At 69.0% G+C, this 16,311-nt stretch carries 18 protein-coding genes and 3 pseudogenes; 17 read left to right on the top strand and 4 right to left on the bottom strand.

Features of this window, described 5'->3' with window-relative positions:
• Positions 1–20 precede the first annotated feature (20 nt).
• The 7 genes and pseudogenes from MICAU_RS30100 (at position 21) to MICAU_RS32820 (ending at position 6,231) form a co-directional block, all read left to right on the top strand.
• Entirely contained in the window at positions 21–575 is a 555-nt protein-coding gene (locus MICAU_RS30100) for a nucleotide exchange factor GrpE (protein ID WP_013289129.1), read from the top strand.
• A gap of 12 nt (positions 576–587) precedes the next feature.
• On the top strand, positions 588–1,586 hold the full coding sequence (locus MICAU_RS30095; protein ID WP_013289128.1) for a DnaJ C-terminal domain-containing protein: 999 nt from the start codon (positions 588–590) through the stop codon (positions 1,584–1,586).
• Positions 1,586–1,897 (top strand): chaperone modulator CbpM, encoded by a 312-nt coding sequence (locus tag MICAU_RS30090; protein ID WP_013289127.1) that lies wholly within the window; start codon positions 1,586–1,588, stop codon positions 1,895–1,897. The genes MICAU_RS30095 and MICAU_RS30090 overlap by 1 nt, the downstream gene beginning before the upstream one ends.
• A 7-nt stretch (positions 1,898–1,904) precedes the next feature.
• Positions 1,905–4,544 carry an ATP-dependent chaperone ClpB gene (gene clpB, locus MICAU_RS30085; protein ID WP_013289126.1) on the top strand — a complete coding sequence of 880 codons (2,640 nt, stop codon included), beginning with the start codon at positions 1,905–1,907 and terminating at the stop codon, positions 4,542–4,544.
• A gap of 373 nt (positions 4,545–4,917) precedes the next feature.
• Positions 4,918–5,391, top strand: coding sequence for a Dps family protein (locus MICAU_RS30080; RefSeq protein ID WP_013289125.1), 474 nt, complete (start codon positions 4,918–4,920; stop codon positions 5,389–5,391).
• 149 nt (positions 5,392–5,540) lie between these two features.
• A pseudogene (gene rpoZ / locus MICAU_RS32175) lies at positions 5,541–5,708 on the top strand (DNA-directed RNA polymerase subunit omega); the annotation flags it as partial.
• 202 nt (positions 5,709–5,910) lie between these two features.
• On the top strand, positions 5,911–6,231 hold the full coding sequence (locus MICAU_RS32820) for an STAS domain-containing protein (protein WP_013289124.1): 321 nt from the start codon (positions 5,911–5,913) through the stop codon (positions 6,229–6,231).
• 740 nt (positions 6,232–6,971) lie between these two features.
• Here the strand turns inward: MICAU_RS32820 and MICAU_RS33730 are convergent.
• On the bottom strand, positions 6,972–7,403 hold the full coding sequence (locus MICAU_RS33730; protein ID WP_425311452.1) for an STAS domain-containing protein: 432 nt from the start codon (positions 7,401–7,403) through the stop codon (positions 6,972–6,974).
• A 230-nt stretch (positions 7,404–7,633) separates the two neighbouring features.
• On the opposite strand from MICAU_RS33730, the gene MICAU_RS30070 reads away from it, so the two are divergent.
• The 3 genes from MICAU_RS30070 (at position 7,634) to MICAU_RS32160 (ending at position 9,245) form a co-directional block, all read left to right on the top strand.
• Positions 7,634–7,945, top strand: a complete 312-nt coding sequence (locus tag MICAU_RS30070) for an ATP-binding protein (protein ID WP_152748325.1) — start codon at positions 7,634–7,636, stop codon at positions 7,943–7,945.
• A 536-nt stretch (positions 7,946–8,481) separates the two neighbouring features.
• Positions 8,482–8,925 (top strand): hypothetical protein, encoded by a 444-nt coding sequence (locus tag MICAU_RS30065; RefSeq protein ID WP_157547426.1) that lies wholly within the window; start codon positions 8,482–8,484, stop codon positions 8,923–8,925.
• Entirely contained in the window at positions 8,922–9,245 is a 324-nt protein-coding gene (locus MICAU_RS32160) for a glycogen debranching N-terminal domain-containing protein (protein ID WP_013289122.1), read from the top strand. The genes MICAU_RS30065 and MICAU_RS32160 overlap by 4 nt, the downstream gene beginning before the upstream one ends.
• A gap of 3 nt (positions 9,246–9,248) precedes the next feature.
• Here the strand turns inward: MICAU_RS32160 and MICAU_RS30060 are convergent, their stop codons facing one another.
• Both MICAU_RS30060 and MICAU_RS30055 read right to left on the bottom strand, forming a co-directional pair.
• The gene (locus MICAU_RS30060) at positions 9,249–10,163 is read right to left on the bottom strand and encodes an IS3 family transposase (RefSeq protein WP_013289121.1); all 915 of its coding nucleotides are present in this window, start codon (positions 10,161–10,163) and stop codon (positions 9,249–9,251) included.
• Positions 10,160–10,453, bottom strand: a complete 294-nt coding sequence (locus MICAU_RS30055; RefSeq protein ID WP_013289120.1) for a transposase — start codon at positions 10,451–10,453, stop codon at positions 10,160–10,162. Before MICAU_RS30055 ends, MICAU_RS30060 begins: the two co-directional genes overlap by 4 nt.
• A gap of 137 nt (positions 10,454–10,590) precedes the next feature.
• Between MICAU_RS30055 and MICAU_RS30050 the strand changes: the two are divergent.
• From MICAU_RS30050 to MICAU_RS30030, 6 genes and pseudogenes are all read left to right on the top strand, one after another.
• Positions 10,591–11,265 (top strand): annotated as a pseudogene (locus MICAU_RS30050) (transposase family protein); the annotation flags it as partial.
• 457 nt (positions 11,266–11,722) lie between these two features.
• Positions 11,723–12,958 carry an IS110 family RNA-guided transposase gene (locus MICAU_RS30045; RefSeq protein ID WP_013289118.1) on the top strand — a complete coding sequence of 412 codons (1,236 nt, stop codon included), beginning with the start codon at positions 11,723–11,725 and terminating at the stop codon, positions 12,956–12,958.
• Positions 12,959–12,973: 15 nt separating this feature from the next.
• Positions 12,974–13,084: pseudogene (locus MICAU_RS32575) on the top strand (IS5/IS1182 family transposase); the annotation flags it as partial.
• Positions 13,085–13,596: 512 nt separating this feature from the next.
• Positions 13,597–13,746 (top strand): hypothetical protein, encoded by a 150-nt coding sequence (locus MICAU_RS32570; RefSeq protein ID WP_157547425.1) that lies wholly within the window; start codon positions 13,597–13,599, stop codon positions 13,744–13,746.
• A gap of 21 nt (positions 13,747–13,767) precedes the next feature.
• Entirely contained in the window at positions 13,768–14,031 is a 264-nt protein-coding gene (locus MICAU_RS30035) for a DUF3703 domain-containing protein (protein WP_085985951.1), read from the top strand.
• A 286-nt stretch (positions 14,032–14,317) separates the two neighbouring features.
• Complete coding sequence (locus MICAU_RS30030) at positions 14,318–14,665, top strand: ArsR/SmtB family transcription factor (protein ID WP_085985950.1); 348 nt, start codon at positions 14,318–14,320, stop codon at positions 14,663–14,665.
• A 253-nt stretch (positions 14,666–14,918) separates the two neighbouring features.
• On the opposite strand, the gene MICAU_RS33335 is transcribed toward MICAU_RS30030, so the two are convergent.
• Positions 14,919–15,515 carry a tyrosine-type recombinase/integrase gene (locus MICAU_RS33335; RefSeq protein WP_244879697.1) on the bottom strand — a complete coding sequence of 199 codons (597 nt, stop codon included), beginning with the start codon at positions 15,513–15,515 and terminating at the stop codon, positions 14,919–14,921.
• Between MICAU_RS33335 and MICAU_RS33330 the strand changes: the two genes are divergently transcribed.
• Positions 15,508–16,029, top strand: a complete 522-nt coding sequence (locus MICAU_RS33330; RefSeq protein WP_041799136.1) for a hypothetical protein — start codon at positions 15,508–15,510, stop codon at positions 16,027–16,029. The two genes, MICAU_RS33335 and MICAU_RS33330, sit on opposite strands and share 8 nt — an antisense overlap.
• Positions 16,030–16,311: the final 282 nt, after the last annotated feature.

The raw sequence follows: 16,311 nt of genomic DNA, 5'->3' as shown, positions 1-16,311 counted from the left end.
GCCGATGAGGTGAGGCAACGATGAGCACCCCTTCGGACACCACACCGCAGCACGACACCAGCCCCGCCGAGGGGCCGGCCACGACGGAGGAAGGGCAGGCCGGCGCTGCGGCGCCGGCCCCGCCTGACGCCGAGTCCGGCCCGTCGGCGGCGGAGCTGGAGGACCGGTGGCGACGCGCCGTCGCCGAGATCGACAACCAGCGCAAGCGGTACGAGCGGCAGCTGGCCGAGCAGGCCCGCGCGGAGCGGGCGCGGACCGCGGCGGCGTTCCTGCCGGTCCTGGACAACTTGGAGCTGGCCCTGCAGCACGCCGAAGCGGACCCGGCAGCGATTCTGGCCGGAGTGACAGCCGTGCACGCCCAGGCTCTGGGTGTGCTGAGCGGGCTCGGCTACCAGCGCATCGGCGATGTGGGAGAACGTTTCGATCCGGCCCGCCACGAAGCCGCGCAGGCGGTGCCCGCCGCAGGCGGCGTCGAGCCCGGCACGGTCGCAGCGGTGCTGCGCCCCGGCTACACCGACGCGAACGGCACGCTGCTGCGCCCCGCAGTGGTGGCGGTGGCCCGCAACAACGACTAGGAGCACACGACGGTGGCCACGACGACAGGCGACTACTACCAGGTCCTCGGCGTCGACCGAGGTGCGAGCCAGGACGAGATCCAGCGCGCCTACCGCAAATTGGCCCGCACCTACCATCCCGACATCAACAAGGATCCCGGCGCTGAGGACACCTTCAAACGGATCAACGAGGCGTACGAGGTCCTGTCGGATCCAAAGAAACGTGCCCGCTACGACAAGTTCGGTGAGCACTGGCGGCAGGTGCCTGAGGACTACGACGGCCCGATGCCCGGCAGAGGACCCTTCAACGGCGGTGGTCCGGGTTTCCGTTCCGGTGGCGGGCCGGGCTTCGGCGGCCGGCGGGTCTACGTCAACACCGACGGCGCAGGGTTCGACGACGCCGACCTGGGGGGCGTCGACATCGACGATCTGCTCGGTGGCCTGTTCGGCGGCCGGGGCGGGTTCGGCGGCCGGGTGTCCGCCCCGGGCGCGGACACCGAAGCCGAGATCGAGCTGTCCGTGGAAGATGCGTTCACAGGCGGCCGGCGCACCATCACCCTGCACACGCCGGGCGGCGCCCGTAGCTACGAGGTCAACATCCCGGCAGGGGTCAGCGACGGGCAGCGCATCCGCCTGGCCGGGCAAGGCTCCGCCGGGCTCGGCGGCGGCCCGCGCGGCGACCTGTACCTGCGGGTGCGGCTGGCGCCGCATCCGCGGTACCGGGTGAGCGGCCGTGACATCACCGTGGACCTGCCGGTGACGCCGTGGGAGGCGGCCCTCGGTGCGAGCGTGCCGGTCGACACCCCGGGCGGGCGGGTCGACGTCAAAGTGCCCGCCGGGTCGTCCACCGGCCGTCGGCTGCGGCTCCGTGGCCGCGGCATGCCCAACCCGCGCGGCGGCGCCGGTGACCTGTACGCCGAGGTCAAAGTCATGGTCCCGGACCGGCTCACCGACGCCGAACGCGACCTGTGGCAGCGCCTGGCCGAGGTGTCCAGCTTCGACCCGCGCGGCACGCGCACCGGGAGGCCCTGATGAGCTACGCCATCGTCCACGTCTCGCGCGCCGACGGCGCATGGCCGTTACCGCAGTTCGCCGCCGCGGCAGGTATGGACACCCACATGGTCGTGCGCCTAATCAACCTTGGCCTGCTCGAGGCCGCCACCGACCCCACCGGGCACGTGTGGCTGCCCGCCGGCCAGCTGCCCCGCGCCGCCGCGATCGTGCGGCTACGCGCCGGGCTCGGCCTCAACTACACCGCCCTCGGCGTGGTCCTGGATCTACTGACCCGCATCGACCAGCTCGAACACCAACTTCGCACCCGCGACGGTGCCCACCGGAGGTGACAACGTCATGGACCCCAACCGTCTGACCCAGAAGTCCCAGGAAGCGCTGCACGACGCGCAGACCAAGGCGCTGCGCTTCGGCCACGTCGAGGTCGACGGCGAGCACCTGCTGCTCGCCCTGCTCGACCAACCCGACGGCCTCGCGCCGCGGCTGCTGGCCCAGGCCGGCGCCGACCCCGACCAGCTGCGCAACAGCGTCGAAGGCGAGCTCGGCCGCCGCCCGCGCGTGTCCGGGCCGGGCGCGCAGCCCGGCCAAGTGTTCGTCACCCAACGGCTGTCGCGGCTGCTCGACGCGGCAGACCGGGAAGCCAAGCGGCTCAAGGACGAGTACGTCTCCGTCGAGCACCTGCTGCTCGCGCTGGTCGAGGAAGGCTCGTCCAGCGCCGCGGGGCGGGCGCTGAAGGACCAGGGCCTGACCCGCGACCGGCTGCTGGGCGCGTTGACCGGGATCCGCGGCAACCAGCGGGTCACCTCCGCCAACCCCGAGGTCGCCTACGAGGCGCTGGACAAGTACGGACGCGATCTGGTCGCCGACGCCCGCGCCGGCAAGCTGGACCCGGTGATCGGCCGCGACGACGAGATCCGCCGGGTCGTGCAGATCCTGTCCCGCAAGACCAAGAACAACCCGGTCCTGATCGGTGACCCCGGCGTCGGTAAGACCGCCATCGTCGAGGGCCTCGCGCAGCGCGTGGCCAACGGCGACGTCCCGGAGGGCCTGCGCGACAAGACCGTCTTCTCCCTCGACATGGGCTCGCTGGTCGCGGGGGCGAAGTACCGCGGTGAGTTCGAGGAGCGCCTCAAGGCCGTGTTGTCCGAGGTGAAGGCTGCCGAGGGACGGATCCTGCTGTTCGTCGACGAGCTGCACACCGTGGTCGGCGCGGGCGGGGGCTCCGAGGGAGCGATGGACGCCGGGAACATGCTCAAGCCGATGCTGGCCCGCGGTGAGCTGCACATGATCGGCGCGACCACGCTGGACGAGTACCGCAAGCACATCGAGAAGGACGCCGCGCTGGAACGCCGGTTCCAGCCCGTGGTCGTCGACGAACCGTCGGTGGAGGACGCAATCTCAATCCTGCGGGGGCTGCGCGAGCGCCTCGAGGTGTTCCACGGCGTCCGCATCCAGGACTCCGCGCTGGTGTCGGCGGTGACGTTGTCGCACCGCTACATCTCCGACCGGTTCCTGCCCGACAAGGCGATCGATCTGGTCGACGAGGCCTGCGCGATGCTGCGCACCGAGATTGACTCCCAGCCCGCCGAGCTGGACGCCGCGAGCCGCCGGCTGATGCGCCTGGAGATCGAGGAAGCAGCCCTGGCCAAGGAGGACGACCCGGCGTCGAAGGCGCGGCTGGACCAGCTGCGCAAGGAGCTCGCGGACCTGCGGGGCGAGGTCGACGCGATGCGCGCGCAGTGGCAGGCCGAACGCCAGGCCATCCGCCGCGTGCAGGAGCTGCGGGAGGAGATCGAACAGGTCCGCGTGGAGGCGGAGGCCGCCGAGCGGAACTATGACCTGAACACGGCCGCGGAGCTGCGTCACGGCAAGCTGCCGGAGCTGGAGCGGCGGCTGCAGGCGGAGGAGGAACGCCTCGCCGCCAAGCAGGGCGAGCGCAGGTTGCTGCGGGAGGTCGTCACCGACGACGAGATCGCCGGGATCGTCGCCCGCTGGACCGGCATCCCGGTCTCCCGCCTCGTGGAGGGTGAGCGGCAGAAGCTGCTCCGGTTGGACGAGATCCTGCACGAGCGCGTCGTCGGCCAGGACGAGGCCGTCCAACTCGTGGCTGATGCGGTGATCCGGGCCCGCTCCGGGGTGAAGGACCCGCGCCGGCCGATCGGCTCGTTCCTGTTCCTCGGGCCCACCGGTGTCGGCAAGACCGAGCTCGCCAAGACCCTGGCGGCGGCGCTGTTCGACACCGAGGACAACATGGTCCGCCTCGACATGAGCGAGTACCAGGAGCGGCACACCGTCTCCCGGCTGGTCGGCGCTCCGCCGGGCTACGTCGGCTACGACGAGGGCGGCCAGCTCACCGAGGCGGTCCGGCGCAAGCCGTACAGCGTGGTGCTGTTCGACGAGGTGGAGAAGGCGCACCCGGACGTGTTCAACACCCTGCTGCAGCTGCTGGACGACGGCCGTCTGACCGACGCGCAGGGCCGCACCGTGGACTTCCGCAACACCGTCGTGGTGATGACCAGCAACATCGGCTCCCAGCACTTGCTGGCCGGGGTCACCCCGGACGGCGAGATCAAGGACGACGCGCGCACCGCGGTCATGACCGAACTGCGCGCCCACTTCCGCCCCGAGTTCCTCAACCGCGTCGATGACATCGTGCTGTTCAAACCGCTCACCCTGCCGGAGATCGAACGGGTCGTGGACCTGCTCGTACAGGATCTGCGCAACCGGCTCGCGGACCGGCAGCTCACGCTCGAGCTCACCGAAGCGGCCCGACGGCACGTCGCCGCCGAAGGCTTCGACCCCGTCTACGGCGCCCGGCCGCTGCGCCGCTACCTGCAGCGCGAGGTCGAGACCCGGATCGGCCGCGCCCTGCTCAGCGGCGACGTCACCGACGGGTCCACCGTGGTGGTCGACCACACCGACGACGCCGGCCTGACGGTCGCCTGGCGGGCACCGGAGCCAGCCTCGCAAGTCGTCTGACCAGTCACATAACGGCAAGCCGAGGAAGTGTGAAGGGCGGTGATGGCGAACGGGCCCACGACCGGTGACCAACCAATGGGCCCGCCGCTCTGTCGGCCAGGTCGCGAGCCAGGCACCGGTGGTGCGGGCAGCAGCGCCGCACCACCGGTGGCCCCAGCCTCTATGGCGCGCACCCAGGGATAGATCCACAGCCAGCCTGGAGGGAACGTCGGTGCGCGACCCAGGGACATCCCGCGGCGATCGAGGCGACGCCTACCCGGTGACACAGGGACGTTCCTCGCGACCCGTCGACACCGCCGATGGGTCGCGCGACCGCCGCGCACACCGCCCGCCACCCTGACCATCACCACCAACAGCCCACGGAGGATGACCGATGGCACACATCGAATCGGTTCTCGACCCGGACGCCCAGCAGGTCGCCGGGCAGGCACTTCAGCACACCCTGGTCGACCTCATCGACCTGTCCCTGGTCACCAAGCAGGCTCACTGGACGGTCACCGGCCCCCGCTTCCGAACCCTGCACCAGCAGCTCGACGAAGTAGTCGACACGACCCGCCGGCACGCCGACACCGTGGCCGAGCGCGCCGCCACCATCGGCGTCGCACCCGACGGACGCGCCGCAGCCGTCGCCGCCCGCAGCACCATCCCGCAATGGGCGCCCGGCTGGGAACGCGACGAACTGGTCATCGAACACTTCATCGACGCCTACACCAAGCTCATCGCCGGGCTGCGGGAACGCATCACCGCCGTGGCCAACGCCGACCCCGTCACCCAAGACCTGCTCATCGCGGTAACCGCCGACCTGGAAAAACAGCTTTGGGAGTTCCAAGCCGAACAGCAGCAGTAGCAGGCGCGTGCGCGGCCCGGCCCCGACCGGCAGCCGAGCGGCGCAGAGCATGCAGACGCTCGCCGCCCAAGGCACACGGGGCAGCGGACGGGTGTACGTCCGGCCGTGTGCCAGCGAGGCAGGAACGGGTGTCAGAAGGGAAGAAGATGATGGCAACCGCGTTCGAACCGGAAGCGATCACCATCCGCCCATCGACGAACTACTCGACAGAAGCCAGTCCAAGAACGCGCTGATGATCTTCGCCGCCAAGCGCGCCCGGCAGATCAACGCCTACTACAGCCAGCGCGGGCGAATGTCTGCTGGAGTATGTCGGTCCGCCACCACGGCACCATCGCCTGCGCCAACCACATAGACCGGGCACCACCTTCGTCATCCGGCTACCCGTCAAACCGCCGGCCTGACCGCACCGGCTCGGGCCCCACCCGGGCAGGGTCCCCCGATCGCCGGAGACTGTATCCAGCTGACCGATGCCCGCGTGCGGGCGGCACCGTAGCGTCGACAACGCGAGGTGATGCATCGATGAATGCGAGACTGCTGCGGGTCACGAAGGTAGCCGACGCAAACGAGACGGCCGGCGTGGTGCGCATCCGCGCCGCGGGCGAGATCGACATGTTCAGCGTACCGCTGCTGGACGACGCCCTGGCTACGGCCGCCGCCGGCGGCTACCGCGAAATCCACCTCGACCTGGCCGAGGTGACATTCTTCGACTGCGCGGCCCTGCGCGCGTTGGAGGTCGCCGACGACGCCGCACCCGGCAGGCTGCGGCTGGTAGCGGCCGGCGAGCCGGTACGGCTGGTCCTCCACCTGCTCGACAGGCAAGGCCGCTTCGTATCTGCCTGACCGCCCGCTGACGGGCCCGGCGCGGCGCGCCCTGCCGGTCGCCACCACCGGCAGGTTCGGTCATAGCCGTGGGAAACCGAGCCTCAGCGCTGTGGTGCGCCGCAAGCTACGGGCATCACCTCGCGTCACAGGACGGCTCAGGTGTCGCACAAAATACTGGCCGACCGGATCGATTCGATTGGCCGATCCGCTACGGACAGAGGAACGCCGGCTCAGCGCCGCATCAACGACCGATCTTGGCCGCACAGCCTTGGACGGGGAATGTTTGCTACGTCCGGCGGGGGAGTCAAGGCCGTCGCTGAGGCCATCGAGGTGCTGGACACTGACCCGCGTCCGCCGTGGTCAAGGCGGTGCTTCTACGGACACACATGACAAGGCCCCGGGGGTTCCCTAGCCGGAGCTGGTACACCGTCCCATGAGGCGCGGATCGGCCCGCCGGTTTCCCCGGGCGCTCAAGGCTGTGCTGTCTCTGAGGGGGCGGCCAAAATGGCGCCGGCACTGCCGGCACGTCGGCGGGGTGCGCTTGGCTGTCCTCCGGCTCGGCGACATGCCCGCACGCGGCACCGGGGCGCGGATCAACCACGACGCACCGGTCCGGTTCAGCAGCGGTGAACTCGTCGATCGACAGGCCGTGGACACCAGCCGGGCTGCGAGTTCGGGGTTGGCGTAGTCACCGATCCAGACGCCGTCATGACACAGCCGGTGGCTGATACCCTCGCCACCAAGCTCAGGCAGTCGCATCAACCGCCAGCCACCGGCATGAACACGCTGCATGACCCGATCCCCGGTCGACCCAAGACGCTCCCGGGGTGGAAAGCGCGGAGCCTGCACGATCGGCAGTCGCGGGACCGTAGCCGGGTCGTTGGCCTCGGGCGTCCTGGCACTGACTGTGATGACGCCACCGCCGGCACGGGTGGGCGCCGGTTACGCCTGTCCGGAGAGCACTTCGAGCACGCCGGTGATCTCCAGCGCTCGGTGCACACCAATCCTTGCGGGTTGATCACCTGCACAGTGGTCCCTTGCCGGGCGGCGGTGTTACGGGGCCGCACGATTGCACCGATGCCGACCGAGTCACACAGCGACACGCCGGCTAGGTCGACAACCAACTCGGCGGCGTGTCTTTCCATGACGGCCGCCATGATCGCTTCGTACGGGTCTTCAGCGGTGGCCAGATCGATCTCCCGGCGACCGCCAGGCGTACGACACCGTCGTTGACCTCGTGAGGTGCGATGTGCACTGGGCCTCCCGTCCTCGTTTGCTGCTGATCATGCCCGCTCGCCGTTAGTAGCACTTCTGGAGATATCACACGTGCGACTGCGTGGCTGCGATTGCGGTCGTCGTCCCGGGGGTCTCTCGGTTGTCCGCGTGCGCGCCCGGCACTGAATGGGGAAGGGGCGGTGCGATGAGTGAGTTGAGCGGGTATTCGGACGTTCCCTCGGGCGTTGAAGCACCTTTCGGGGCTCGCCGCGCCGTTCATTCGATGCTGCTGAGCTGGGGGCTGGACGACCCCGACTGGCTATATGACGCAGAGCTGGTGTTCAGCGAGTTAGGCGCCAACGCTGTACGTCATGGCGGCGGGTGCCTGCAGCTGCAGATGCAGGCTGGCGACGCTCACATCGTCTTGGCCGTCGCTGACGGATCGATGCAGATGCCGCGCCGCCGCTGTGATGACACCGGCGGCCGGGGCCTCGCCATCATCAAAGCGAACCAATAAGAAGAGACCAGAGGCGCGCAGACATCCATCATGGCAGTCCGATTCGCACCTAGTTATACATCTATTGAAGTCATCAACATGCGATCTCAGAAGTTGGGATGGCTGTTTCTGCGTACAGGGCCGGCTTCAGCGGCTACAGAAGAACCAACGGGCATGAGCGGGACGCCCAGAGCGGCTCCACGGCCGCTGTTGGCGTCGGCGTGCCCGTGGCGAGTCGGGCTGCTCTGTGCGCGCGCCTCCTGCGCGGAGCAGCCCGGCACCGCTTGACGGAGACAACGAGACAGCAGCGGGTGCGGAACGGGTGTCTGGCGATCGGCTGGCCACGAGCGCCGGTGTGGGGCGCAGCCGGCGTGTGCGGCTCGGGTCGAGGCTCAAGGGGCGCACGATGACTCCCCTTCTGATTTAACTAGCCGTATCGGTATGCGGTGATCGGTGGCTGCATTGCTTTGTCGGTCAGGTACGCGCGGCCCGCTTGGTCGATGTGTGCATGACCGGAGTCGATGGATAGCCGGTGCGGCGCTGGTTCGCCTAGGGCTGTGGCGATCATTGCGCGAATGTCCGCGGCGGATGCCGCTGGTTGTGTACCTAGCGGTGCCGTGCACCGCAGAGGGCGCGTGATCGCCGACGGCGTCACCGGCTACATCGCCGACGACCCGGCCGAACTGCCGGAACTGCTGGGTCGGCTGAACCGTCTGGATGCGGCCACCTGCCGCCGACGGGTCGCCGACCTGTTCGACGTGAAGCGGCTGGGCACCGGGTACACCGCCGTCTACCGGCAGGTCCTCGAACGCCGTGCAGCCACCGTGGCGGCGCCGGTCACGGACCTGGAGCAGCTGCGCCGCGACTACGGCGATCTGGATGCCGCGCTGGACCGCCGCTATGAGCGTGACCACCGGCGTTCCGGCCGATCCGGTCGGGCGATCACCCGGCACGCCGGGCAGTCTGCCGGTGAGCCGTCCGAGCCGGCGGGTGCGGCATGACCGGACCGCTCAATGCGGGTGAACCAGCGCTGGTGGGCGATGCCGTCACATTGGTGGAGGGGTCGACGTTCTGTCTGTCCGACGCGGCCGGCGATGTTGACCCGGGTGCCGCGCACGGATTGTTCGTCCGGGATGCGCGGGCGTTGTCGCGCTGGCAGCTGCGGCTGGACGGGCATCGGCCGCAGCCGCTGAGCGTGCTGGCGCCGGATGCGTACGCAGCACGGTTCGTGCTGCGCCGTCCGCCGCTGGCCGGGCTGGCCGACAGCACCCTGCTGCTGACCCGCGAGCGTCTGGTCGGTGACGGGCTACGGGTGAAGTGACCCCTATCGGCCGGACACCTCGATGTGTGTCAGGGACTCTTGGTGGATCTTCTCGTAGGTGTCGGGGCTGACGTTACCCAGACGGCTGTGCCGACGCCGAGGGTTGTAGAAGCCTTCGATGTAGGAGAAGACCTCCATCTCCAACTCGTGCCGTGACGGCCAGGCCCGGGTGTAGACCAGTTCGGTCTTCAGGGTGGCGAAGAACGTCTCGGCCATGGCGTTGTCGTAGCAGTCGGCGACCGAGCCCATCGAGGCCAGGACGCCGCAGGAACGCAGGGTCCGGCCGAACTCGAACGACGTGTACTGCGTCCCCCGATCCGAGTGATGGATGAGCTGGTCACGGGCCGGTCGGCGGTGCTGGATGGCCATGCCGACCGCGTCGAGGATGAGTTCGGTGCGCAGGTGATCGGCCATCGCCCATCCGACGACGCGGCGGGAGTAGGCGTCGACCACGACTGCGAGGTAGAGGAAGCCTTCCCAGGTGCGTAGGTAGGAGATGTCGGCAACCCAGAGCCGGTTCGGGGCGGTGGCGTGGAACTGCCGCTGGACCAGGTCCGGTGCGGTCGCCGTGGACGCGGCCTTGCGGCGGGGCTTGCCGCGCCGCCGCCGGTGAGCGCCCTCGATCCCCGCCAGCCGCATCAGTCTCGCTACCGCCTTACGGTTCCAGCGGTGACCGCGCTCGTGCAGCTCAGCGGTGAGCCGGCGGGCGCCGTAGACGCCTCGGTGTTCCGACCACGCCTGCCGGGTGACCTCGACGCGCTGTTCGTCGTGGCGTTGCCGGTCGGCGGCACGTTGTCGACCGGCGCGGAGCCACTGGTAGAAGGCGCTGTGGCCGACGCCGAGGAGCCGGCAGAGCAGACGGACCGGGTAGGTGGTCTTCTCCGCGTCGATGAACCGGTACACGTCGGTCCGGTTCACCGCTCCGTCTCGCGTGCGAAGAAGACCGCGGCTTTTTTCAAGATCTCCTTCTCCAGCTCCAACTGCGCGACCTGCCGCCGCAACCGCACCAGCTCGGCCCGCTCGTCAGCGGCCAGGTCGCTGGGTCGGCCACCGTCGCGCTCCTGCCGCATCCGGTCGACCCAGTTGCGCAGCGTCTCGTGGTTCACACCCAACTCCCGGCCCACGTCGCGGATCGTGCGACCAGAGTCGAGCACCAACGCCGCGGCCTGGCGGCGAAACTCCTCGGGGTACTTGCTCTGTCGAGCCACAGCGTTTTCCTCCTCCTCGGCAGGATGCCAAGTCAGGAGATGTCCGGTCTCAGGGGGTCACTTCAGTCCAGGTAGGACGAGGCTCCCGGTAAGACAGCAATCGACCAAGATCAGATGCCCCAACCGGGAGCCTCGCTGTGCTGTCTTACCCTGCCGCGATTCCGTTGTCCACCCGCAGCCTGAACCACCTCGCCGCCCTCATCCGAACCCGCCGCCAGCAGCAACGGTCTCGGTGGCGACGCCTCGACCCCGGCCGGCAAGCCCTGCTCGCCCTGGCCCACCTGCGCAACGGCGACACCTACACCCGCCTGGCCGCCGGATTCGACATCGGCGTCACGACCGCCTGGCGTTATGTCCGCGAGGCCATCGACCTGCTCGCCGCGACCGCCGACGACCTGGCCACGGCCATGACCAGGATCCGTCTGCTCGCCTACGCAATCCTCGACGGCACCCTGATCCCGATCGACCGGGTCGCCAACCAGAAGCCGTACTACTCCGGAAAACACAAGCGTCACGGCGTGAACGTGCAGGTCATCGCCGACGCGGCCGGGCGTCTCGTCTGGGCCTCGGCCGCGCTGCCCGCCTCGACGCACGACCTGACCGCCGCCCGCACCCACGGCATCATCGACGCCCTGGCCAGCACCGACGTGATGACCTTCGCGGACAAGGGCTATCAAGGCGCCCCCGGCAGCGTGCGCACCCCGTTCAAGCGGCGCCGCTTCCGGCCGAAGCTGTCACGCCGGCAGAAGGCCGTCAACCGAGCGCACGCGAAGATCCGCGCCCGCGGCGAACGCGCGATCGCCACCCTCAAGACCTAATAGAACCCGAACGGCCGCCGTTGACCTCGGGACTATGCCGAAGCCGGGTGGATTCCTACTCAAGACCCCGGTCCTGTGAGGCCTCTTTCCAGGCTTGGTGCGCCCTGCCGAGTGCACGGTCAGGTGGTCGGGCGGCGGCCGTTCAGCCAGGATTGTCTCGATTGCCGGCGCACGGTCGCTACAGGCCCAGCACGACCGGCACTGCCGGGGCGGATCACTTCACGCAGGTCAGGATGGTTACTTGTTCGTGGTTCGAGCCCGCCAGCATGATGCACCCCTCGCTTACCGGGAGCCGTCGAGCTCTGAACCAGCACGGGAGTCGTGGTGGTCGCTGGGATCGCGAAATGGCTAATCGGAGGGTAGGCCACGAGCCTCGCTATTAGGGTGCCGCGCGATCCTACCAGGGGTTTGACCTAGGTCGATGTAAACGTTCGAGTGAACGGGAGCAGCTTTGAGCAAGGTGTTCTGCGGAATCGACTGGGCCGAACGGCATCACGACGTCGCGCTGGTCGACGAGCACGGCGAGTTGGTGGCCAAGAGGCGCATCCACGAGACGGTCGAAGGTTGGCAACAACTGCTGGACATGATGGCCGCCGCCGGCGACACCGCCGAGGACCCGATCCCTGTGGCGATCGAGACGCCACGCGGGCTGCTGGTAGCGGCGTTGCGGGCCAGTAGCCGGCCCGTCTACGCGATCAACCCGATGGCGGTGTCCCGCTATCGGGACCGGCACAGCGTCTCGCGCAGCAAGTCAGACCACGCCGACGCGATGGTCTTGGCGAACATCCTGCGCACCGACGCCCACGTCCACCGCGCCTTGCCCGCTGACACCGAACTCGCTCGCGCCATCGCCGTCCTGGCCCGCGCGCAGCAGGACGCGACCTGGCGGCGCACCAAGGCATCTAACGAGCTTCGCTCACTGCTCCGCGAGTACTACCCGGCCTTCCTCGACGCTTTCATCAACCGCAAGGACTACCTGACCAGCAGCGACGCCCGCGCGATCCTCGCCGTTGCCCCAACGCCGGCAGCCGGGGCCAAGCTGAGCAAGGCACGCATCGCCGCAGCGCTGCGCCGCGGCGGCCGCCAACGCGGTATCGACGCCCTTGCCGCCGAGATTCAGCAGGCACTACGCGTGCCACACCTACGGCAACCGTCGATGATCGAGGACGCGATGGGCACTACCGCACTGGCGTTGCTGGCCACCCTCAACACCGAGTGCGCCAACGTCGCTCAGCTCGGCGAAGCCTGCGCCCAAGCATTCACTCAACACCCCGACTACCAGATCATCACCAGCTTTCCCGGCCTGGGTGACCTCACCGGCGCCCGTGTCCTGGCCGAACTCGGTGACGACCGCACCCGCTTCACCGACGCCCGCGCCGTTAAGGCCTACGCCGGCTCCGCACCCGTCACCCGCGCCTCCGGACGGAGCATCTCCATCACTCACCGCCGCGTCAAGAACGACCGACTCGCTGCCGCCGGCTGGGTCTGGGCGTTCGTCGCCGCCACCAACTCACCCCACGCACGCGAGCACTACAAACGACGCCGGGAAGTCCACGCCGACCGCCACGCCGCCGCCCTACGCCACCTCTTCAACCGGCTCATCGGCTGCCTACACCAATGCCTCACCACACGGCAGCTCTACGACGAGACCAAGGCATTCCCCACCCGAAACCCAACCCTCGCTTGACCCTTACAGCTATCGGAGGTCTGGAAAATCCTGGTCAAGCTGCGCTGCTGCCCACGCCGAGCGACCGCGATCGTGCAGGCCATCCTCGTCCTGCACCGCGTCGAAGCCGACCGCTACGCAGGATGAAAATGGCTCAGTGGGAAGCGCAGGAACTTGGAGCCGAACTGCTGCTGCCCCTGGCCGCCGCGTACAAGGCGGCCAGGGAGCGCAGGAACGACGAGCAAGTCGCCGACCTCTTCGACGTCAGCCTTCCGGTTGCCAGGTGGCGCATGAACGGAACGGGGACGCGGATTGTTGCCCAACGCGCAGCCGCGAAGCGGGCCAAGTCCGGAAAGTCTTGGTAGCCCAATTTCATCTACCACCTCGCTGCTCCGCTGGGCGAGACGTCGGCGTCCGGTGGCCTGGTTGGGTGGCGGCAGCCGGGGGACGAGTCCTGCGAGTTCAGGGCGAAAAGCCTGCGCGGCTGGTCCTGAGCGACCCCATCGCCGCCCTGGTCATCGCCGCCGTGGCGGTCAAGGAAGGCCGGAGGCGTGGCGTAGTGATGCCTGCTGCGCGGTCCTGCTCACCGTCCCGCTCGCTGACACCCGCACCCGCGCCGGTGCCGTCGCAGATGGACACGGTGCCAGCGAGGATGACGCGTGCGGATGCCGACCGGGCTGCTCCTGCTGCTCGTCGAATGCGGCATGACCGCACTGGCTATCGGGCGGCGGATGCTGTCCGCGGTGCGCGTCGCGTTCGACGCCGAGTTGACCACCGGCCGCACCGTGACCGACCCGGCGACGGCGTGACGGGCCGCCGAACGCGCGCACATCCTGTCCCAGCTCTGGCCGTGGCCGCACACCGTGGCCCACGCCGTCATGCTGCGCCGCGCCCTGCACGAACGCGACCGCGTAGGAGCGGTCGGGCAGGTCATCCGCCTCGCCGTAGCCGGACCCGGATCCGCGCTCGGCCGCTACCCGGTCGGCAACACCGGCCGCGCCCGCGTACTGCTGACCCCACCCATGCCGATTCCCGCCGGCCTGGCCGCGGTGCTCGCCAACGCGCCCGGAACAGCGGCCGACGCCGCCCGATGAGCCCAATAGCCCACGCCTCGCCCGCCCGGTCACCGACCAGATGACCGGGTGGGCGCTACACGCTGGCATTGGTGACCCCGCCGCACTGGCCGCCCTCATCCCTGCCAGCAGAGCTGAGGGAGTGCACATCTTGGTCTGGTCCAAGACTCGTTTGACGCGGTCGCAAGCGATGCTTTCTCCTCGCGCTCCGTCAGCTCCGCCCCGCCGGTCAAGCGTGATTCGACCCTCGTTCTGCCCGCCTTATGGCGGTGTTGCTGCGACGATGCAGGACGTGGGATCCACGAACATGATGAAGCCTGCCATCTCGCCCCTCGCCGGCGAGCCCATCGAACGCGCCGACGCCGAGCGGCTCGCGGGAGTGCTGAAGGCTTTCGCCGACCCGGCTCGGCTGCGCTTGCTCAGCCTGATCCAGTCGTCTCCGGAGGGCGAGGCGTCGGTGAGCGACCTGACCGAGCCGCTCGGATTGTCGCAGCCGACCGTGAGCCATTATCTTCGGATTCTCACAGAGGCCGGCCTGCTTGAACGGGACAAGCGTGGCGTATGGGCGTACTACCGCCTGGTGCCGTCCGCGATCGCGGGCATCGCCGAGCTGTTGACGCCGCCACGCAAGCGGGCGACGAAGAAGGCCCGCTGATCCTGCGGGAGGGACTTCACGGCTCGCATGGTGCTCCGTTGGTGCTCGGATGTTCGGCGCCGGGCGAGCATCAACGCGGCAAAATCAGCACGGTGACATCTCCATCGGGGAACCGCGCGCTTCGCCCTTCGGCTGCAGCGCGCGGACCAGCCGAAACAGCAAGCCCTTCGCGTGGACGAAGGGCTTGCAAAACAGCACGTTCTATGAGACTTTGTGTTAGGTGGGGAAGGTGGTTCACCCTTCCTCCTACGGATCAGAAGGTTAGGGGTTCGAGTCCCTTCGGGCGCACAAGATCATGAAGGGTCTGACCTGCCGGTATGGCGGTCAGGCCTTTCTTGCTGTCTGGCCTGCGTGGATGGTGGGTGTCACGTGGGTGCGATGTGGGTGCAGGTCCGAAATCGGCCTTCTCGCGGGTTCGTCGGGACGTGACCTGCGGCTTTGCGGCCTGCTTGCGTTTCGCTGGGGTCGGAGCACTTGTTTTCGGTTTCGTCGGAGCGGGGGTGCTGGCTTTGGGACCGCGGTCGGGCCGGTTCTTGCGGGCGCTGGCTTTGATCTTCTTCCGGGTGCGGCGTGCGGCGTTGAGCACCAGTTGGGCGGTAGCGTCGGCGCAACGACGCTGGATCTGCGGCAGGACGCTGGTGTAGGTGTCGGCGGTGACCACGATGCTGGAGTGCCCGAGGAGATCCTGCAGGGTCTTCAGGTCGGCTCCGGCTTCGTGGGCGAGGGACGCGGCGCCGTGGCGCAGGTCGTGCAGCCGCACCGGGGGCAGCCCGGCCCGGCGTACGAGGATCCGAAAGCGGATAGTGGCGTAGTTCGGATTGATCGGATTGCCGTCTGAGCGGGTGAACACGTATCCGCTGTCGGTCCACGGCGTGCCGTTCTCCGCCGCCTCCGCCTTTTCTGTCCTGCTCGTAGCGGCGGTGTACGCGCAGGATCTGCACGCTGCGTTTGTCGAGGGCGACCGTCCGCCGGCCGGCGGGGGTCTTGGGTTGGCCTTCGACGATCTGGTAGCCGGCGGTGGTGCGGTTGCGTTCGATGGTCAGGATGCCACGGTCGAGATCGATGTCGGACCACCGCAGCCCGCACAGCTCACCACGGCGCAGCCCGCGCAGCCCGGCGAGCCACCAGAGGGCGAACAGGGGATCGTCGTTGACGGCGCCGAGGAACTCGGCGAGCTGGTCGGCGGTCCAGACCGCCACCGCCGGCCGGGCGCCGGTCTGTTCCCAGGACTCGACGCGGGCGTCGGTCCAGACCCTGGCGTGGGGTTGCTGGTAGCCGGTGATCTCGATGTGCCGGGCCGGGTTGCAGTCCAGGATTCCTTCCTTGACCGCGAGGTTGAGGGCGGCCCGCAGAGTCGTGCGTAGGTGGTGCATCGCCGAGGCGGATTGGGGGCGGCCCTTGCTGTTCCTCGTCGCCGCGATCTCCGCGAACACGGCGCGTAAAAAGGGGGGGGCGTCGAGGTCAGCCAGGCGGTAGCGGCCGAGGTGAGGGATCAGGACGATGTCGACGTCGCGGGTGTAGTGGAAGCGGGTGGTCGGGCGGAATTTCGTGCGGTTGTCGAGCCAGTGCCGCAGCCACCGCTCGACCGTCCAGCCCTGCGCCGTCCGGTCCGCCTCGGTCGTGGTCAGCCATCCGTCGCGGGCACG

Origin of the sequence: Micromonospora aurantiaca ATCC 27029, from assembly GCF_000145235.1 — a bacterium.
Classification (GTDB): Bacteria; Actinomycetota; Actinomycetes; order Mycobacteriales; family Micromonosporaceae; genus Micromonospora; species Micromonospora aurantiaca.
Note: the sequence above shows the minus strand (reverse complement) of the source record. Positions and strands in the feature narration are given on the sequence as shown.